Genomic DNA, 15,159 nt, shown 5'->3' with positions numbered 1-15,159 from the left:
TACCGTGCGCAGCCATGAGTGCACTCCCCTTGCGCCGCCCGCCGGCCACGAATGAAGACCACCCCACGCCTGCCACCGTCGATGCCGCGCTGCTCGCGCATCTGTCGGCGCAGTTCGCCGCCACCGCGGCCGACCACGACCGCAGCGGCGCCTTTCCGCATCCGAACTTCGCGGCCTTGCAGTCGCACGGCCTCATCGGCCTGGTGGCGCCCGCGGCGCATGGCGGCGGCGGCGCCACGCTGGCCACGGCACGGCGCGTGATTGCGGCCGTGGCGCGCGGCGAGCCGGCCACCGCGTTGATCCTGACGATGACCTACCTGCAGCACCACGCACTCGCGCGCAGCGACAGCCGCTGGCCGCCGCACTTGCGCGAACGCGTGCTGCGCAGCGCAGTGGAACGCGGCGCGCTCATCAATGCGCTGCGCGTCGAGCCCGCGCTCGGCTCGCCCGCACGCGGCGGGCTGCCCGCGACGGTTGCGCGCCGCGAGGGCGGCGGCTGGAGGATCGATGGCCACAAGCTCTACACGACGGGCATCGAAGGCCTGTCGTGGCTCGCCGTATGGGCCCGCACCGACGAAGCCGCGCCGCGCACCGGCACGTTCCTGGTGCCGCGCCATGCACCCGGTGTGCGCGTGATCGCGAGCTGGGACCATCTGGGCCTGCGCGCCTCGGGCAGCCACGAGGTGGTGTTCGAGAACGTGGCGATCGAGCTCGACCACGCGGTCGACCTTCGTGCCCCGGCCGACTGGGCACCCGATGCCGGCAGCCAAACGGACATCGACGCCCACGCCGCGCAGCAGGCCTGGATGACGGTGCTGCTCGGCAGCCTCTACGACGCGGTGGCGCAGGCCGCGCGCGGCTGGCTGGTGAGCTTCCTGAACCATCGTGCGCCCGGCAGCCTGGGTGCGCCGCTCGCGAGCCTTGCGCGCGTGCAGGAGCATGTGGGAGAGATCGAGGCGCTGCTTCGCACCAACCGCGTGCTGCTCGACGATGCGACGCGCGCCGTCGACGAAGGCCGCGCGCAGCCGGCCGCCGACAGCGGCCTGCTCAAGTACACCGTGACGGGCAACGCCATCCGTGCGGTCGAACTCGCGCTGCAGCTCAGCGGCAACCACGGCCTCGCGCGGCAGAACCCGCTCGAGCGGCACTACCGCGACGTGCTGTGCAGCCGCATCCACACGCCGCAGAACGACGCGATCCTGGTTGCGGCCGGCAAGCGCGCATTGCTTTCCGAGGGGGCCGCCGCATGACCGACCTGCTGTTCTCCAAAGCCTCGCGCCGCCATTGGCTCAAGCAGGGCGCGGCGCTCTCGTTCGCAGCCGCCGCGCCGCTGCGCGCATGGGCCCAGCCGCAAACCACGCTGGTGCTCGGCGACCAGGCCGGCGGCCTGCGCGCGCTGTTCGAAGCCTCGAAGGCCCTCGAGGGCGCGCCCTTCGCCTACCGCTGGGCCAACTTCCAGGGCGCGGCGCCGCTGTTCGAGGCGCAGCGCAGCGCGGCCGTCGACACCGCGGTGGCCGGCGACCTGCCGGTGCTGGCGGCGGCGGTCGGCCGGACGCCGCTCAAGATCGTCGCCACGCGCGTCGGCAAGGCCGATGCGCTGGGCATCGTGGTGCAGCCCGATTCGCCGCTGCGCCAGGTGGCCGACCTGCGCGGCAAGACGGTGATCGTGTCGTCCGCGCGCGGCAGCATCTCGCAGTACCAGCTCTACGGCGCGCTCGAGGAAGCCGGTGTGCGGCGCGACGAGGTCACGGTGAAGTTCGTGCTGCCGACCGATGCGGCCGCAGCCTTTGCCTCGAAGCAGATCGATGCCTGGGCTGTGTTCGATCCCTACTACACGATCGCGCTGCAGCAGGGCGGGCGCATCCTGCGCGATGGGCGCGGCATCAACACGGCGCTGGGCTTCATCACCGCGAGCGAGCCTTCGCTGGCCGACCCTGCCAAGCGCGCCGCCATCGTGCAGTTTCTGGACCGGCTGGCGCGCGCGGGCGAATGGGCGCTGGCCAACCCCGAGGCCTATGCGCAGGCCTACAGCCAGCTCACGCGCCTGCCGATCGAATCGGCCCGCATCATCACGGCGCGCGCCTCGGTCACGGGCCGGCCGGTGTCCGAAGCCGACATTGCCGCGCTGCAGACGGTGGCCGACCGCTCGGCGCGCGACGGCATCCTGCCGCTGCGCGTGGACGTGCGCGCCATCACCGATGCGCAGCTGTGGAAGCGTCCCGCGTGAGCCGCGCGTCTGGCGCCATCGCGCCGCTGCGTGAATTCATCGTCGCATTCGGCCGCCTGCTCGACAGCGGCCCCAACGAGCCGCGCATTCTTTCCGAAGGCGGCGCCCTGCTCCGCCAGCTGGTGGCGCAGGGCGACTGGCTGCCCGATGCCTTTGCCCAGCCCGACCCGGCGCGCTACCAGCAGTTCTTGCTGCATGCCGACAGCACCGAACGCTTCTCGGTCGTGAGCTTTGTCTGGGGACCGGGGCAGGCGACGCCGGTGCACGACCACACGGTGTGGGGCCTGATCGGCATGCTGCGCGGCGCCGAATACAGCCAGGCCTATGCCGTCGGCAGCGACGGCCTGGCGCGGCCGCAAGGCGAAGCGGTGCGGCTGGACGCCGGCGACGTGGAGGCCGTGTCGCCCGCCATCGGCGACCTGCATCGCGTGCACAACGCGCATGCGGACCGCGTATCCATCAGCATCCACGTGTACGGCGCCAACATCGGCGCCGTCCAGCGGCATACTTACCCGGCCGAGGGCGCACGCAAGCCCTTTGTCTCGGGCTACTCCAACACGCTGCTTCCCAACCTGTGGGACCGCTCATCCGAACCCAGATCGACGACGACATCCGCATGACGACCACCGCCTTCCCCCTGCTGCCCTTCGCCGCCGTGCGCGCGCGCCTGCTCGCACGCGAGGAAACCGCGCTGCTCGACGTGCGCGAGGAAGATCCCTTCGCGCAGGAACATCCGCTGTGGGCCGCGAACCTGCCGCTCTCGCGCATCGAGATCGAGGCCTGGCGGCGCATTCCGCGGCGGGACACCTTCATCGTGCTGTACGGCGCGCACAACGGCGTCGACCTGGCGCCGCTCGCCGCGCGCACGCTGGCTGCAATCGGCTACACCAACCTGCACCTGCTCGAAGGCGGCCTCGAAGGCTGGCGCGCGGCCGGCGGCGAGCTGTTCCGCGACGTGAACGTGCCGAGCAAGTCCTTCGGCGAACTGGTCGAGCACGAACGGCACACGCCCTCGCTCTCCGCGCCCGAGGTGAAGGCGCTGGTCGAGGGCCAGGCCAACGTGGTGGTGCTCGACGCGCGCCGCTTCGACGAATACCGCACGATGAGCATCCCCTCGGCCACCAGCGTGCCCGGCGCCGAGCTGGTGCTGCGCGTGCGCGAGCTGGCACCCGACCCGGCGACGCAGGTGATCGTCAATTGCGCGGGCCGCACGCGCAGCATCATCGGCACGCAGTCGCTGGTGAATGCGGGCATTCCGAATCCGGTGGCGGCGCTGCGCAACGGCACCATCGGCTGGAAGCTCGCGGGGCAGGTGCTCGACCATGGCGCGGACCGCAAGGCGCCGGCCGTGGTGTCCGATGCGCACCGCGTGCAGGCACAGGCCGATGCGCGGCGCGTGGCCGAGAGGGCCGGCGTGCGCCGCATCGGGCTCGATGCGCTGCACGCGCTGGAGGCCCCGGGGCGCACCGTGTACCGCTTCGACGTACGCACGCCCGAGGAATACGAGGCCGGCCACCTGCCCGGCTTTGCGAGCGCACCCGGCGGCCAGCTGGTGCAGGAAACCGATCACCAGGTGCCGGTGCGCGGCGCACGCATCGTGCTGGCCGACGACGACGGCGTGCGGGCATCGATGAGCGCGTCGTGGCTCGCGCAGATGGGCTGGGAGGTCTACGTGCCCGACGCGGTGCCGCCCGCCTCGGCCTTCACCGAGACGGCTGCGCCGCCGCCCGCCTACCCGCCCGCCGCGGCCGCCGTGGCGGAGATCTCGCCCGCGGAGCTGGCGGCCTTGCTGAAGCAGCAGATCGGCACCGCGGTGATCGACGTGACCACCAGCGCCAACTACGTGAAGCGCCACATCCCGGGTGCCTGGTACGCCATCCGCGCGCAGCTCGCGGGTGCGATCGACGCGGCCATTCCCGCATCGCAACGCTATGTGCTGACCTGCGGCAGCAGCCTGCTCGCACGCTATGCCGCGGCCGACCTGCGCCTGCTGCTCGATGCGCGCGGCCAGCGCGACGTGGAAGTGCTGGTGCTGGCCGGTGGCAACGCGGCATGGTTTGCGGCGGGCCTCGAGGCCGAATCGGGCGAGACGCGGCTTGCGACGCCGCGCACCGACCGCTACCGCAGGCCCTACGAAGGCACCGATGCACCGGCGGAGGCCATGCAGGCCTACCTGGACTGGGAATACGGCCTGGTCGCGCAGCTGGCGCGCGACGGCACGCACCATTTCCACGTGATCTGAGGCGCGGTGCGACGGCCGGCTTGCAACCGGCCGGTCACATTATTTCGCGGGGGTAAAGGAGGTCATCCGCCGTTCGCGCGGGGCGTTTTCTGGGAATACCCATCACAACTCGTCCCAGGAGCATCGCCATGAGACTGCCTGTTCTCGCCCTCTCGGCCGCCGCGCTGGCGGCCATCCTGACCGGCTGCGTGGTCGCGCCGGCGCAACCTGTCTACACGGCGCCACCGGGCGTCGCCTACGTGGCCCCGACCTATGTGTCGCCGGGCGTGGGTTTCGTCTGGAGCTACCACCCGCGCTACGGCTATGGCTGGCACCACCCGCGCTACGGCTGGCACCGCGGATGGAGGTGAGCCCCGGCGGGGCCTCAGCTGGTTTCGGCGCTCTTGAAGAGGGCCGCGACCTTGCGCTTGGTCTTGATGTTGCTCGAGATGCCGCGTGAAGGCGCTGCCTTGGCGGCGGCTTCCCAGGCCGGCGTGGCGTCGGCCTGGCCCGGTTCGTAGGGCTTGTCGAAGAACGGATCGCGCGGCGCGGAAGGTGCGCGGTGCGGGCGTCCGCCGCCGCGCCGGGCTTCGGTCTCGCGGCGCTCGCGCGGCTGGTCGAGCACGTCGCGCGCATCGCCGGCTTCGCCTTCTTCGCGCCAGTGGCGGCGTCCGTCGTTGATGCGGCCGCGCGGGCGGTCTTCCTCGAACTCGACGGGTTCGAGCTCGATCTTCTTCTTGATCAGCTTCTCGATGTCGGCCACCAGGCGCGCGTCGTTGCCGCCGCTCGCAAAGCTCACGGCCAGGCCCGAGGCGCCGGCGCGGCCGGTGCGGCCGATGCGGTGCACGTAGTCTTCGGCGTTGAATGGAATGTCGAAGTTGAAGACCGCGGGCACGTCCTTGATGTCGAGGCCGCGGGCCGCGACGTCGGTGCACACCAGCAGGTCGACCTCGCCGGCCTTGAACGAGGCGAGCGCCTTCAGGCGTTCGTCCTGGCTCTTGTCGCCGTGCAGCGCGGTGGTGCGAAGGCCGTCGCGCTCGAGCGAACGCGCCAGGCGCGCACAGCCGAGCTTGCTGTTGACGAACACGAAGGCCTGCGTGATGCCGCGCTGCTTCACGATCTGCTTGAGCGCGCGGCGCTTGTCGTCGTCGGTCACGCTGTAGAAGTGCTGCTCGACGGTGGAAGCCGTTTCGTTCGGCCGCGCCACCTCGATGGTGACCGGGTTCTGCAGGTAGCTGCCAGCAAGCCGCTTGATCTCGGGCGAGAAGGTGGCCGAGAACAGGAGCGTGGTGCGCTGCTTGGGCAGGTAGCTCAGGATGCGCTGCAGGTCGGGCAGGAAGCCGATGTCCAGCATGCGGTCGGCCTCGTCGAGCACCACGTATTCCACCTGGTTGAGCACCGCGTTCTTGGCCTCGATGTGATCGAGCAGCCGGCCCGGCGTGGCCACCAGCACTTCGACGCCCTTCTTGAGCTCGAGCGTCTGCGGCTTCATGTCGATGCCGCCGAACACCACCGTGCTGCGCAGGTTGGTGTACTTGGCGTACAGCTTGACCTGCTGGGCCACCTGGTCGGCCAGTTCGCGCGTGGGCAACAGCACCAGCGCACGCACCGGATGCCGCGCGGGCGAGGTGGAGGCGTTCTCGTGCTTGAGCATGCGCTGCAGCAGCGGCAGCGAAAACGCCGCGGTCTTGCCGGTGCCGGTCTGCGCGGCCCCCATCACGTCCTGCCCCGAAAGCACGACCGGAATGGCCTGTTCCTGGATGGGAGTCATGGTCTCGTAGCCCATTTCGGCTACGGCGCGCGCCAGCGGTTCCGCCAGCGATAGATTGGAGAAGGAGCTTGTCATTAAGCCTTCTATTGTCGCACTGCCGCAAAAAATGGCAGTGACAGCCGCGCGACAAACTCCGCGCCGGCTGTATTGCTACTTATTTCATAGCAACAAACTCAGTGCCTGTGCGGCCTTTCCGGCATCAATGCTCAAAGATTGCGTGCATTGAAGGTGTCGCAGGACTTGACATCGCCGCTTTGATAGCCCGCGCCGAACCAGCGCTGGCGCTGCGCGCTCGATCCGTGGGTGAAGCTGTCGGGCACCACGGCGCGGCCCGCGGAACGCTGCAGCGCGTCGTCGCCGATCTTCTGCGCGGCATTCATCGCGGCTTCGATGTCGCCCGGGTCGAGCCACTTCTTCGACTCCTGCGAATGGTGCGCCCAGATGCCGGCAAAGCAGTCGGCCTGCAGCTCGACGCGAACGCTCAGCGCGTTGTTCTGCGACTGGCTCAGGCGCCCGCGCATGCCGTCGACCTTGGCGGTCACGCCGAGCTCGTCCTGCACGTGGTGGCCGACCTCGTGCGCAATGACGTAGGCCTGCGCGAATTCGCCGGGCGCGCCGAGCTGGTTCTTGAGCGTGTCGTAGAAGGCGAGGTCGATGTAGACCTTCTTGTCGCCGGGGCAGTAGAACGGCCCCATGGCCGCCTGGCCGGTGCCGCATGCCGTGGGCGTGGCGCCACGGAACAGCACGAGCCGCGGCGGCTGGTAGCTGCCGCCGTTCTGCCGGAAGATGCCGCTCCACACCACCTCGGTGTTGCGCAGCACGGTCGAGACGAAGGCCGCTTCGCGGTCGTTCGAGGGCGGCTTGGGCGCAGGGCCTTGCTGTTGCTGCACCTGCACCTGTTCGCCACCGCCGCCGCCGCTCAGCAGGCTCAGCACGGTCAGCGGATTGATGCCGAAGATCCAGCCTGCGATCAGCGCCACGGCAATGGTGCCGATGCCGATGCTGCGCCCGCCGATGAAGCCGCCGCCACCGCCGCCGCCGTCTTCACCGCGGCGGTCTTCCACGTTCTCGGATTGTTCGTTGCCTTCCCATCTCATCGCAGTCTCCTTGCCGGCCTTGCAGGGTTTTGCCGGATCGCCTCTGGATGGTACTTGGCCCGGCCGCCGGCTGCGTAACCGGCGGTCAGAATGCGCGGATCAGGTCTTGGGCAGCGTGACGCCGCGCTGTCCCTGGTACTTGCCGCCGCGGTCCTTGTAGCTGGTTTCGCAGACTTCGTCGCTCTCGAAGAACAGCACCTGCGCGCAGCCCTCGCCCGCATAGATCTTGGCGGGCAGCGGCGTGGTGTTGCTGAATTCGAGCGTCACGTAGCCTTCCCATTCGGGCTCGAAGGGCGTCACGTTGACGATGATGCCGCAGCGCGCATAGGTGCTCTTGCCCAGGCAGATGGTGAGCACGTTGCGCGGGATGCGGAAGTACTCGACCGTGCGCGCCAGCGCGAAGCTGTTGGGCGGGATGATGCAGTAGTCGCCGTGCATGTCGACGAAGCTCTTCTCGTCGAAGTTCTTCGGGTCGACCACGGTGCTGTGGATGTTGGTGAAAACCTTGAATTCAGGCGCGCACCGGATGTCGTAGCCGTAGCTCGAGGTGCCATAGCTGATGATCTTGTGGCCGGCGGCCTCGCGCACCTGGCCGGGCTCGAAGGGCTCGATCATGCCGGTCTGCTCGGCCATGCGCCGGATCCATTTGTCGCTCTTTATGCTCATATGCGGTCGCTGATGCTGCTGCGGGGAGGAATGGCGCGAATTGTGGCATGCGCCATGCCCCGCCCCTCCCGGCTGCGGCTAACCCGCCTGCGAGATCACCGTGCGCTCGACCAGCCGGTCGTCGCCCAGCACGATCATCGCGAACAGCAGCTCCTCGAGGCTGTTCGCGCGCGCGGCCTTGCGGGCCAGCAGCGGCGTGGCCTGGGGGTTGAGCACGAGGAAGTCGGCCTCGCAGCCAGGCTGCAGGTTGCCGACCACGCCATCCAGCCCGAGCGCGCGCGCCGCGCCGCCGGTGTGGCGCCACCAGAGCTCGGAAGGCGCGATGCTCAGGCCGGCCTTGGTCTGGCCCTCGCGGCCCACGTAGTAGGCGGCCAGCATCGTGTGGAAGGGGCTGAAGCTGGTGCCGCCGCCCACGTCGCTGGCGAGGCCGTAGGGGTAGCCCACGCGGTCGGCCGCACCAAAGTCGAAGAAGCCGCTGCCCAGGAACAGGTTGCTGGTCGGGCTCACGGCCGCGGCCGTCTTGGTGTCGCGCAGCAGCGCACGGTCGGTGTCGTCCAGGTAGATGCAATGCGCGTACACGGCGCGCTCGCGCATCAGCCCGAAGCCGGCGTACACGTCGAGGTAGGAGCGCGCCTGGGGATAGAGCTCGCGCACCCACGCCACCTCGTCGCGGTTCTCGGCCACGTGCGACTGGATCCAGGTGTCGGGGTACTTCGCGGCCAGCTCGCCCGCGCCGCGCATCTGGGCGTCGGTGCTCGCGGGCGCGAAGCGCGGGGTGATGGCGTAGCCCAGCCGGCCGGTGTTGTGCCACTTGCGGATCAGCGCCTCGGTGTCGATGAGGCTCTGCTCGGTTTCATCGCGCACGCCGTCGGGCGAATGCCGGTCCTGCAGCACCTTGCCGCTGATCATGCGCAGGCCGCGGCGCTGGGCGCCCTCGAAGAAGGCATCGACCGAGGCCACGTGCGAAGTCGCAAAGGCCAGCGCGGTCGTGACGCCGTTGCGCAGCAGCTCGCCGAAGAACACGTCGGCCACCTCGTTCGAATGCGCAGTGTCGGCAAACCTGGCTTCCGCCGGGAAGGTGTAGTTCTCGAGCCAGGGCAAGAGGCCCGGCGAGGGCGAGCCGATGATGTCGGTCTGCGGAAAGTGGATGTGCATGTCCACGAAGCCCGGCGCGAGGATGCGGCCCGGCAGGTGCGTCAGCTCGGCATCGGGGTGGCGCGGCGACACGGCGGCATGGCTGCCGGCATCGAGCACGCGCTGGCGGCCGGCGCTGTCGGGCGCGACGACCAGCAGGCCGTCTTCATCGAAAACGGGCAGGCCGGCATCGTCGAATCGCAGGAGGGAGGCGCGGTAGGCTTTTTTCATCGTGGCTGCCGAGGGTAATCCACGCCCGGGCCGCTGCAATTTCCATGTGCGTATGAGTGCTATATGCCAAAGCCACTCGGCGAGCGCCCGGCCGGGTCAACGCCCCACGCGTCCCTGCACGCCTTCCACGAGCCAGTTCATCTTCAGGATCTGCGCGTCGTTCAGCTGCGCACCCCTGGCGATGACGACGTGGCCCTCGTTGTCGCGCACGTCGGCCGCCACCGCGCGGAAGGGCTGCAGCCTGCCCGCCGCAATGTCCTGCTGCCGCGCCAGCACTTCCTGCTGCACCGCCTTGGGCACCTTGCGGCCGAAGTCGCCGACGCGGATCATTCCTTCCTTCACGCCGCCCCACACGTTGCCGCTCTTCCAGCTGCCGTCGAGCACCGCGCGCGCACGCTCGGTGTAGTAGCCGCCCCACTGGTGCGTGACGGCGACGATCTGCGCGTCGGGCGCGATCTTGCGCATGTCGGAGTGATAGGCCACGGCCAGCTTGCCGCGTTCCTGCGCCGCGGCCATCACCGCCGTGGAGCCGGTGTGGAAGGCGATGACGTCGGCGTTCTGGTTGAACAGCGCCATGGCCGCGTCGCGCTCCTTCGGCGGATCGAACCATTCGTTGAGCCACACCACGACGACCTTGGCATGCGGGTTCACCGAGCGCATGCCGAGCGTGAAGGCGTTGATGCCCTGCAGCACCTCCGGAATCGGAAAGCCCGCCACGTAGCCGGCGATGTTCGTCCTGGTCATGCGGCCGGCCGCAATGCCCGCGAGATAGCGGCCTTCGTAGTAGCGGGCATTGGCGGTGGCAACGTTGGGCGCGGTCTTGTAACCCGTGATCGATTCGAACTTCACACCGGGAAAATCGCGCGCCACCTTGAGCGTCGGCTCCATGTAGCCGAAGCTGGGCGTGAAGATCAGCCGGTGGCCCTGCTGCGCGAGGTCGCGGATCACGCGCTCGGCGTCGGTGCCTTCGGGCACGTTCTCGACGAAGGTGGTGCTGACCTTGCCGCCGAGCGCCGCATCGACGGCCTTGCGGCCCTCTTCATGCTGGCGCACCCAGCCGGCATCGGTGACCGGCGTGACGTAGACGAAGCCGATCTTCAGCGGCTCCTTGGAAGCCTGCGGCTGCGAAAAGGCGGGAGTTAAAAAACAAGCGGCTGCCCACGCCAGGACGGCGCGGCCCGCGAGGTTTTTGTACATGGTGGTCCTCTACATGGCCCCGGAAATGACAAACCCCGCAACAGGCCGGGGCGCCTGATGCGGGGTCGGGATTTTAGTGCGGTGCCGCCGGCGCGCCGCGCGCAGGGCCTATTCGCTCACCACCGCGCTGCGGTAGGCCGCGTCGGCCTTGATCTCGGCTTCGGAGAACGGCACCCTCTGCCACTGCCCCGCGCTGTAGGCGCGCGTGTAGTCGGCGTTGTGGGCCGAGGCAGGGTCGTCCGACAGAGAGAACGTGAGGAAGGTATGCGCCTCCACGCCGCCTTCGGGGAAGCGCACGACCTGCATGTAGCTGTTGCCGTTCGGGTTGCCGTCCATCGTGTAGCCGCCCTTGTCGAGCCGGTTCTCCGAGCACGCGATGGTGAAGTAGCCCGGACCGTGGCAGCCGCCGTAGAGCGGAATCTTCTGGCCGCCGCGCGTGGCGAACAGGTAGTCGCCGCGCTGCGCACCGAGCGCGAAGCCGCTGGCTTCCACGCGTGCGATGGCCGCGCCGAAAGCCTGCTGCAGCGCGGCTTGCGCACCGGGCTTCAGGTCGCGCGGCGTGTGGATCGGGTCGCTCGCGCTGAAGGGCACGTTGTAGAGCGCGGCCGCGGACTGCAACGATGCGCGGTTCCAGAACTCGTCCCAGATGTGCGCGCCGCGCGCACCGGTCACGCCGGTGTTGTTCCAGGCCTGGAGCGCCGCGCAGGCGGGGCCGGTGTCCACGTCGCGCCCGATGGCGGCGCCGCCTTGCGGATCGGTCGCCACGTTGATGGTCGGCGTGGCGCACACCATGGCCAGCGCCTGGTCCTTGAACAGCTCGGCCGTCAGCACGCGGCTGTTCAGCACCATCTGCTTGACGGTGTCGGCGGTGGCCGCCTTGCCGGCGTAGTTGTCGGTGCCGTCGATCCGCCCCTGCGCCAGCAGGTTGCCCAGGCGCGTGCGGAAGCTCACGGCCTCCGTGCCGGCCGGACCCATGATGTCCGGGTAGCCGGTCATCGGCGCCTTCGGGTTCGCGAGCCAGTAGCTGTCGTTCGAGTTCTCGACGTAGTCCTCGCGCATCAGGCTCGGCATGCGGGAGGCGCCGAGCGCGCCCTTCTGGGCGGAATCGGCATCGGTCTGCCAGTCGCAGGCACTCCTGGAGCCATCGAAGACCGGCACGCGCGGCAGCGAAGCGCCGATCGCCGCACCCAGCGGCGTCGTGCAGCTCGCCACCTGGGCGGGCGACACATTGGGGATCGCGCCGATGTCGGCATACCAGGCCTTGGGCGCGCCGCGGCCCACGGCCACGGTGTTGACCCACGGAATGGCCGACTCCTCGCGCTGGATGGCGATGAACTCGTCGAGCGACTTCGCCTGGTTCCAGCGCAGCCAGTTGCGGAAGGTGCGGTAGTTCTCGCCGTTGATGTCGCGGATTGCGAAGGCCGTGCTCTGGCTCCAGGCCAGCGCGGCGTTCAGCGGCGCCAGGTTGACCATCGGCCCGTACTCCGACTTGTAGAGCGTGCGCGTCACCGGCGCCACGCTGCCGTCGGCCTGCCTCACGTTGACCGTGATGTTCAGCGCCTGCATCTTCACGGCGCTGCCGTCGCGCATGTAGCGGGTCGGGTCGCCCGCCGCCAGCTTGAGTTCGAAGAAGCCGAAGCGGCGCGCGGTCGACACCGTGTGGCTCCATGCGATGTTGTCGTTGAAGCCGATCAGGATCACCGGAACGCCCAGGAAGGAGGTGCCGCTGATGTTGAGCTGGCCCGGGATCGTGAGCTGTGCCTGGTAGAAGCGGTCGGGCCCGCGCCAGTACCAGTGCGGGTTGCCGAAGAGCAGCGGGCTCGCGTCGCCGGTGGCCGCGGTGCCGAAGCCGATCATGTTGCTGCCGACGCCTTCGTGCCCGCCCACCTGCAGCTCGGGCATGCGCATGCCGGCTGCCGCGAGTTGCAGCCCCGCCTTGCCGAGCCTGCCGCGTGCGGCGGTCTTGGTGGGCGCCGCCGGCGCCGGAGCGATCGCGTTGGCGATGTTCGGCAGGAAGTTGCTGTAGCCGCCCGCGAGATTGGCCGCGTACATGCGGCGGTAGATGTCCTCGGCCGCGATCGGCTTCACCCAGGCTTCGCCCCGGCAGGCCTCGTGCGCCGCGCCGCCGGCCTTCAGGTCGCGCAGATAGCGGTTGTAGCCCGCGGCAAAGCCCTCGACCAGTTGCCGGAGGTTGTCGGGCTGCGCGGCGATCATCTTCTCGAGCACGTCGGCCGAGATCACGTGCTTGTGGAAGAAGTCGGAATCGATGTTCTTCGGCCGCCCGATGGTGCTGCCGGCCACGAGCTGCGCGTCGCCGCCAAGGTACTGCGAACGCTCGCCGCGGTAGGTGAGGAACGAGTCGGCCATGGTGCAGAGGTTGTCCTCGGCCTGCGCGTAGCCGTAGCCGTAGCCCGCGCCGGACCAGGTGTCGGCCTTGATGTGCGGCACGCCCATCGCGGTGCGGCGGATCTCGGCCTTGTAGGTGCTGTCGGCCGGCGGGTTGCCGGGCGGCTGGCCGGTGACGGGGAGGAACGAGAACCCGTTGCCTCCACCGCCGCCGCAGGCAGTGAGCACGGCCGTGGTGGCCAACGCGAGCAGGGACAGCGGCATGGCGCCGCGCGAGGATGTCTGTCTCATGGATGTCTCCGGTTGATGCTCTCTTGATGGAGCACCTGCAGCCTACGCAGGGAGACAGGCCGCGGCTTGAACGCAGCCGCTGTCATGCGCGCCGCTCAGTGGACGGTCGCGTGGCCCCAGGCGTGCGACGCCTGCGCGTCGGCCGTCACATGCACCCGGCTCGCGAGAAACGACGGCGGGAGCCCGAAGTAGCGCTGGAAGGTGCGGCTCATGTGCGCCGCATCGGTGAAGCCGCTGACCAGCGCCACGTCGGTGAGCGGCCGGTGGCCGGTGAACTGCTGCACCGTGCGGCGCACCTTGGTCCACAGCGCATAGCGCTTGACCGACACGCCCACCTGCTCGGCAAAGAGATGCGTCAGCCGGTCGGGCGAGAGGCAGGCCACGGCCGAGAGCTTCTTCAGCGGGATCTGGCCGGCGTGTTCGCGGATGGCCTGCAGCACGCGCTCGATGCGCCGGTCGATCGGCGGCACGAGCTCCGGGCATCCGGTGATCGCCTCGACCATCCTGGCGCTGAGCGACTGCAGCCGGGCGTCGCCGAGCAGCCCGCGCTGCGCGGGTTCGAAGTCGTCGCGCAGCTTGCCGAAGCAGCGCGCATCGATCGGCTCGATGCCGTGGCCGCCCATGCAGCGTGCGAGCATGCGGTAGGCGCTCGATGCCGGATCGAGGTTGAGCGACAGCAGCCCGCAACCATCGACGTCGAGCCGGCGCGACACATGCGGGGCCACCAGCGCGGCGGTGCAGTGCACGCGCGTGCCATCGAGCGCCTCGAGCATGAACGGATGGCCGCTGACCGACGCCAGCAGCGTCGCCGACGAGCGCGCCGTGAGCCCCGACTGGATCGCCGGCGTGATGTAGAGAAACCTGTCGTCCCAGAGGTGCAGGAAGTTTTGCTGCGTGGTCATGCCGTGTCTCTTTTTTGTCTTGTCTCCGGCGGCGGATTCTCATGCATCGGCACGGCGCAAGGGCTACGGGATTGTGCCCGGTGCGGCTCAATGAAGCTGCGCCGGCTCCGCCTGCACATGCTCGCGCACGGCCTCCAGCAGCAGCGTGGCAAGGCGCGACACCGGCGCCTCGGCCGCGGCCTGCGCGCGATAGAGCATGAGCGACATCTGCGGCAGCGCCGGCAGGCCGGCGGCCGCGCGGTCGATGGCACGCACATGCGCGGGCAGGCCGAAGGGCGTGCGCACCGACAGGCCCAGCCCGGCCGAGGTGGCGGCCCACAGCGCGGCCAGGCTGGCGCTCGTGAACGCATGCCGCCACGGCGTGCCGGCGCGGTCGAGCGCGGCAACCACGATCTCGCGCAGCGGGCACGGCGCATCGAGCAGCACCAGCGGCAGCGGCTCCTTCGACTTGCGCACGCTGCTGCCGCGGCGCTCGCGCTCCTTCCACCAGGCGGCGTCGAGCGCATCGGGCGACCTCGGGCCGATCCATTGCAGCGGCAGCCGCGCCACGCGCTCGCCGTGCGGCGTCATCTGCTCGCCGGTGTCCCACACCAGCGCCAGGTCGAGCTGCCGCAGCTCGAGCCGTTCGCGCAGTTCGGCGCTGCGCGCCACGCAGGCCTCGATGCGCACCTTGGGATGCGCGCGCGCAAAGCGTCCGAGCACCGCGGGCAGCAGCGTTTCGCCGAAGTCTTCCTGCAGGCCGAGCCGCACCCAGCCCTGCAGGTCCGCACCGCGCATGGCGGCGCCCGCTTCCTCGTTGAGTTCGAGCATGCGGTGGGCATAGGCCAGCAGCGTCTCGCCCGCGTCAGTGAGCTCCAGCCCGCGGCCGGCCTTGCGGAACAGCGCGGTGCCGGCCTGCGCCTCCAGTTTCTTCAATTGCGCGCTCACGGCCGATGTGGAGCGGCCCAGCCGGTCGGCCGCTCGCGCATAGCTGCCGAGCGCGATGCCGGTGGAAAAACTGCGCAGCACATCGAGATCGAACATCACCTGTGACATGGATTCACCCCTTCGTTGATCATCCTGTTTTTTGGGACGAT

General features: G+C 69.6%; 13 protein-coding genes. 5 read left to right on the top strand and 8 right to left on the bottom strand.

The annotated features are described in order from the left end of the window. Positions 1 to 14 precede the first annotated feature (14 nt). The 5 genes from VPA02S_RS23950 to VPA02S_RS23930 all read left to right on the top strand — a co-directional run bounded on the left by VPA02S_RS23950 (position 15) and on the right by VPA02S_RS23930 (position 4,819). Positions 15 to 1,250: an acyl-CoA dehydrogenase family protein gene (locus VPA02S_RS23950; RefSeq protein WP_062365953.1), complete on the top strand. Its 1,236-nt coding sequence runs from the start codon at positions 15 to 17 to the stop codon at positions 1,248 to 1,250. Continuing rightward, a complete protein-coding gene (locus VPA02S_RS23945; RefSeq protein WP_062365952.1) occupies positions 1,247 to 2,227 on the top strand; it encodes an ABC transporter substrate-binding protein in 981 nt (326 codons plus the stop codon). Before VPA02S_RS23950 ends, VPA02S_RS23945 begins: the two co-directional genes overlap by 4 nt. Further along, entirely contained in the window at positions 2,224 to 2,847 is a 624-nt protein-coding gene (locus VPA02S_RS23940) for a cysteine dioxygenase family protein (protein ID WP_062365951.1), read from the top strand. The genes VPA02S_RS23945 and VPA02S_RS23940 overlap by 4 nt, the downstream gene beginning before the upstream one ends. Next, on the top strand, positions 2,844 to 4,469 hold the full coding sequence (locus VPA02S_RS23935) for a rhodanese-related sulfurtransferase (RefSeq protein ID WP_062365949.1): 1,626 nt from the start codon (positions 2,844 to 2,846) through the stop codon (positions 4,467 to 4,469). Before VPA02S_RS23940 ends, VPA02S_RS23935 begins: the two co-directional genes overlap by 4 nt. A gap of 128 nt (positions 4,470 to 4,597) precedes the next feature. Next, entirely contained in the window at positions 4,598 to 4,819 is a 222-nt protein-coding gene (locus VPA02S_RS23930) for a hypothetical protein (RefSeq protein WP_062365947.1), read from the top strand. 14 nt (positions 4,820 to 4,833) lie between these two features. Here VPA02S_RS23930 and VPA02S_RS23925 read toward each other — a convergent pair whose 3' ends face one another. From VPA02S_RS23925 to VPA02S_RS23890, 8 genes are all read right to left on the bottom strand, one after another. After that, on the bottom strand, positions 4,834 to 6,294 hold the full coding sequence (locus VPA02S_RS23925; protein WP_015866654.1) for a DEAD/DEAH box helicase: 1,461 nt from the start codon (positions 6,292 to 6,294) through the stop codon (positions 4,834 to 4,836). A gap of 131 nt (positions 6,295 to 6,425) precedes the next feature. Continuing rightward, a complete protein-coding gene (gene ypfJ, locus VPA02S_RS23920) occupies positions 6,426 to 7,316 on the bottom strand; it encodes a KPN_02809 family neutral zinc metallopeptidase (RefSeq protein WP_062365946.1) in 891 nt (296 codons plus the stop codon). A gap of 99 nt (positions 7,317 to 7,415) precedes the next feature. Next, entirely contained in the window at positions 7,416 to 7,982 is a 567-nt protein-coding gene (dcd, locus tag VPA02S_RS23915) for a dCTP deaminase (RefSeq protein ID WP_018905384.1), read from the bottom strand. A 78-nt stretch (positions 7,983 to 8,060) separates the two neighbouring features. Beyond that, on the bottom strand, positions 8,061 to 9,347 hold the full coding sequence (guaD, locus tag VPA02S_RS23910) for a guanine deaminase (protein ID WP_062365944.1): 1,287 nt from the start codon (positions 9,345 to 9,347) through the stop codon (positions 8,061 to 8,063). Between the two features lie 96 nt (positions 9,348 to 9,443). Further along, the gene (locus VPA02S_RS23905; protein ID WP_062365942.1) at positions 9,444 to 10,544 is read right to left on the bottom strand and encodes a BMP family ABC transporter substrate-binding protein; all 1,101 of its coding nucleotides are present in this window, start codon (positions 10,542 to 10,544) and stop codon (positions 9,444 to 9,446) included. Positions 10,545 to 10,652: 108 nt separating this feature from the next. Further along, entirely contained in the window at positions 10,653 to 13,181 is a 2,529-nt protein-coding gene (locus VPA02S_RS23900) for a penicillin acylase family protein (protein WP_062365940.1), read from the bottom strand. Positions 13,182 to 13,276: 95 nt separating this feature from the next. Continuing rightward, complete coding sequence (locus VPA02S_RS23895) at positions 13,277 to 14,083, bottom strand: helix-turn-helix domain-containing protein (RefSeq protein WP_062365938.1); 807 nt, start codon at positions 14,081 to 14,083, stop codon at positions 13,277 to 13,279. An 87-nt stretch (positions 14,084 to 14,170) separates the two neighbouring features. Further along, positions 14,171 to 15,118, bottom strand: a complete 948-nt coding sequence (locus VPA02S_RS23890) for a LysR substrate-binding domain-containing protein (RefSeq protein ID WP_062365936.1) — start codon at positions 15,116 to 15,118, stop codon at positions 14,171 to 14,173. Positions 15,119 to 15,159: the final 41 nt, after the last annotated feature.

This window comes from Variovorax paradoxus NBRC 15149 (assembly GCF_001591365.1).
In the GTDB taxonomy this organism is placed as follows: Bacteria; Pseudomonadota; Gammaproteobacteria; order Burkholderiales; family Burkholderiaceae_C; genus Variovorax; species Variovorax paradoxus.
The sequence above is the reverse complement of the archived record's forward strand: the minus strand, read 5'-3'. Positions and strand labels throughout refer to the sequence as shown.

Coding starts and splice junctions, on each gene's coding strand:
- VPA02S_RS23950 (WP_062365953.1), top strand. CDS start 15: ATGAGTGCACTCCCCTTGCGCCGCCCGCCGGCCACGAATGAAGACCAC.
- VPA02S_RS23945 (WP_062365952.1), top strand. CDS start 1,247: ATGACCGACCTGCTGTTCTCCAAAGCCTCGCGCCGCCATTGGCTCAAG.
- VPA02S_RS23935 (WP_062365949.1), top strand. CDS start 2,844: ATGACGACCACCGCCTTCCCCCTGCTGCCCTTCGCCGCCGTGCGCGCG.
- VPA02S_RS23930 (WP_062365947.1), top strand. CDS start 4,598: ATGAGACTGCCTGTTCTCGCCCTCTCGGCCGCCGCGCTGGCGGCCATC.
- VPA02S_RS23925 (WP_015866654.1), bottom strand. CDS start 6,294: ATGACAAGCTCCTTCTCCAATCTATCGCTGGCGGAACCGCTGGCGCGC.
- ypfJ (WP_062365946.1), bottom strand. CDS start 7,316: ATGAGATGGGAAGGCAACGAACAATCCGAGAACGTGGAAGACCGCCGC.
- dcd (WP_018905384.1), bottom strand. CDS start 7,982: ATGAGCATAAAGAGCGACAAATGGATCCGGCGCATGGCCGAGCAGACC.
- guaD (WP_062365944.1), bottom strand. CDS start 9,347: ATGAAAAAAGCCTACCGCGCCTCCCTCCTGCGATTCGACGATGCCGGC.
- VPA02S_RS23905 (WP_062365942.1), bottom strand. CDS start 10,544: ATGTACAAAAACCTCGCGGGCCGCGCCGTCCTGGCGTGGGCAGCCGCT.
- VPA02S_RS23900 (WP_062365940.1), bottom strand. CDS start 13,181: ATGAGACAGACATCCTCGCGCGGCGCCATGCCGCTGTCCCTGCTCGCG.
- VPA02S_RS23895 (WP_062365938.1), bottom strand. CDS start 14,083: ATGACCACGCAGCAAAACTTCCTGCACCTCTGGGACGACAGGTTTCTC.
- VPA02S_RS23890 (WP_062365936.1), bottom strand. CDS start 15,118: ATGTCACAGGTGATGTTCGATCTCGATGTGCTGCGCAGTTTTTCCACC.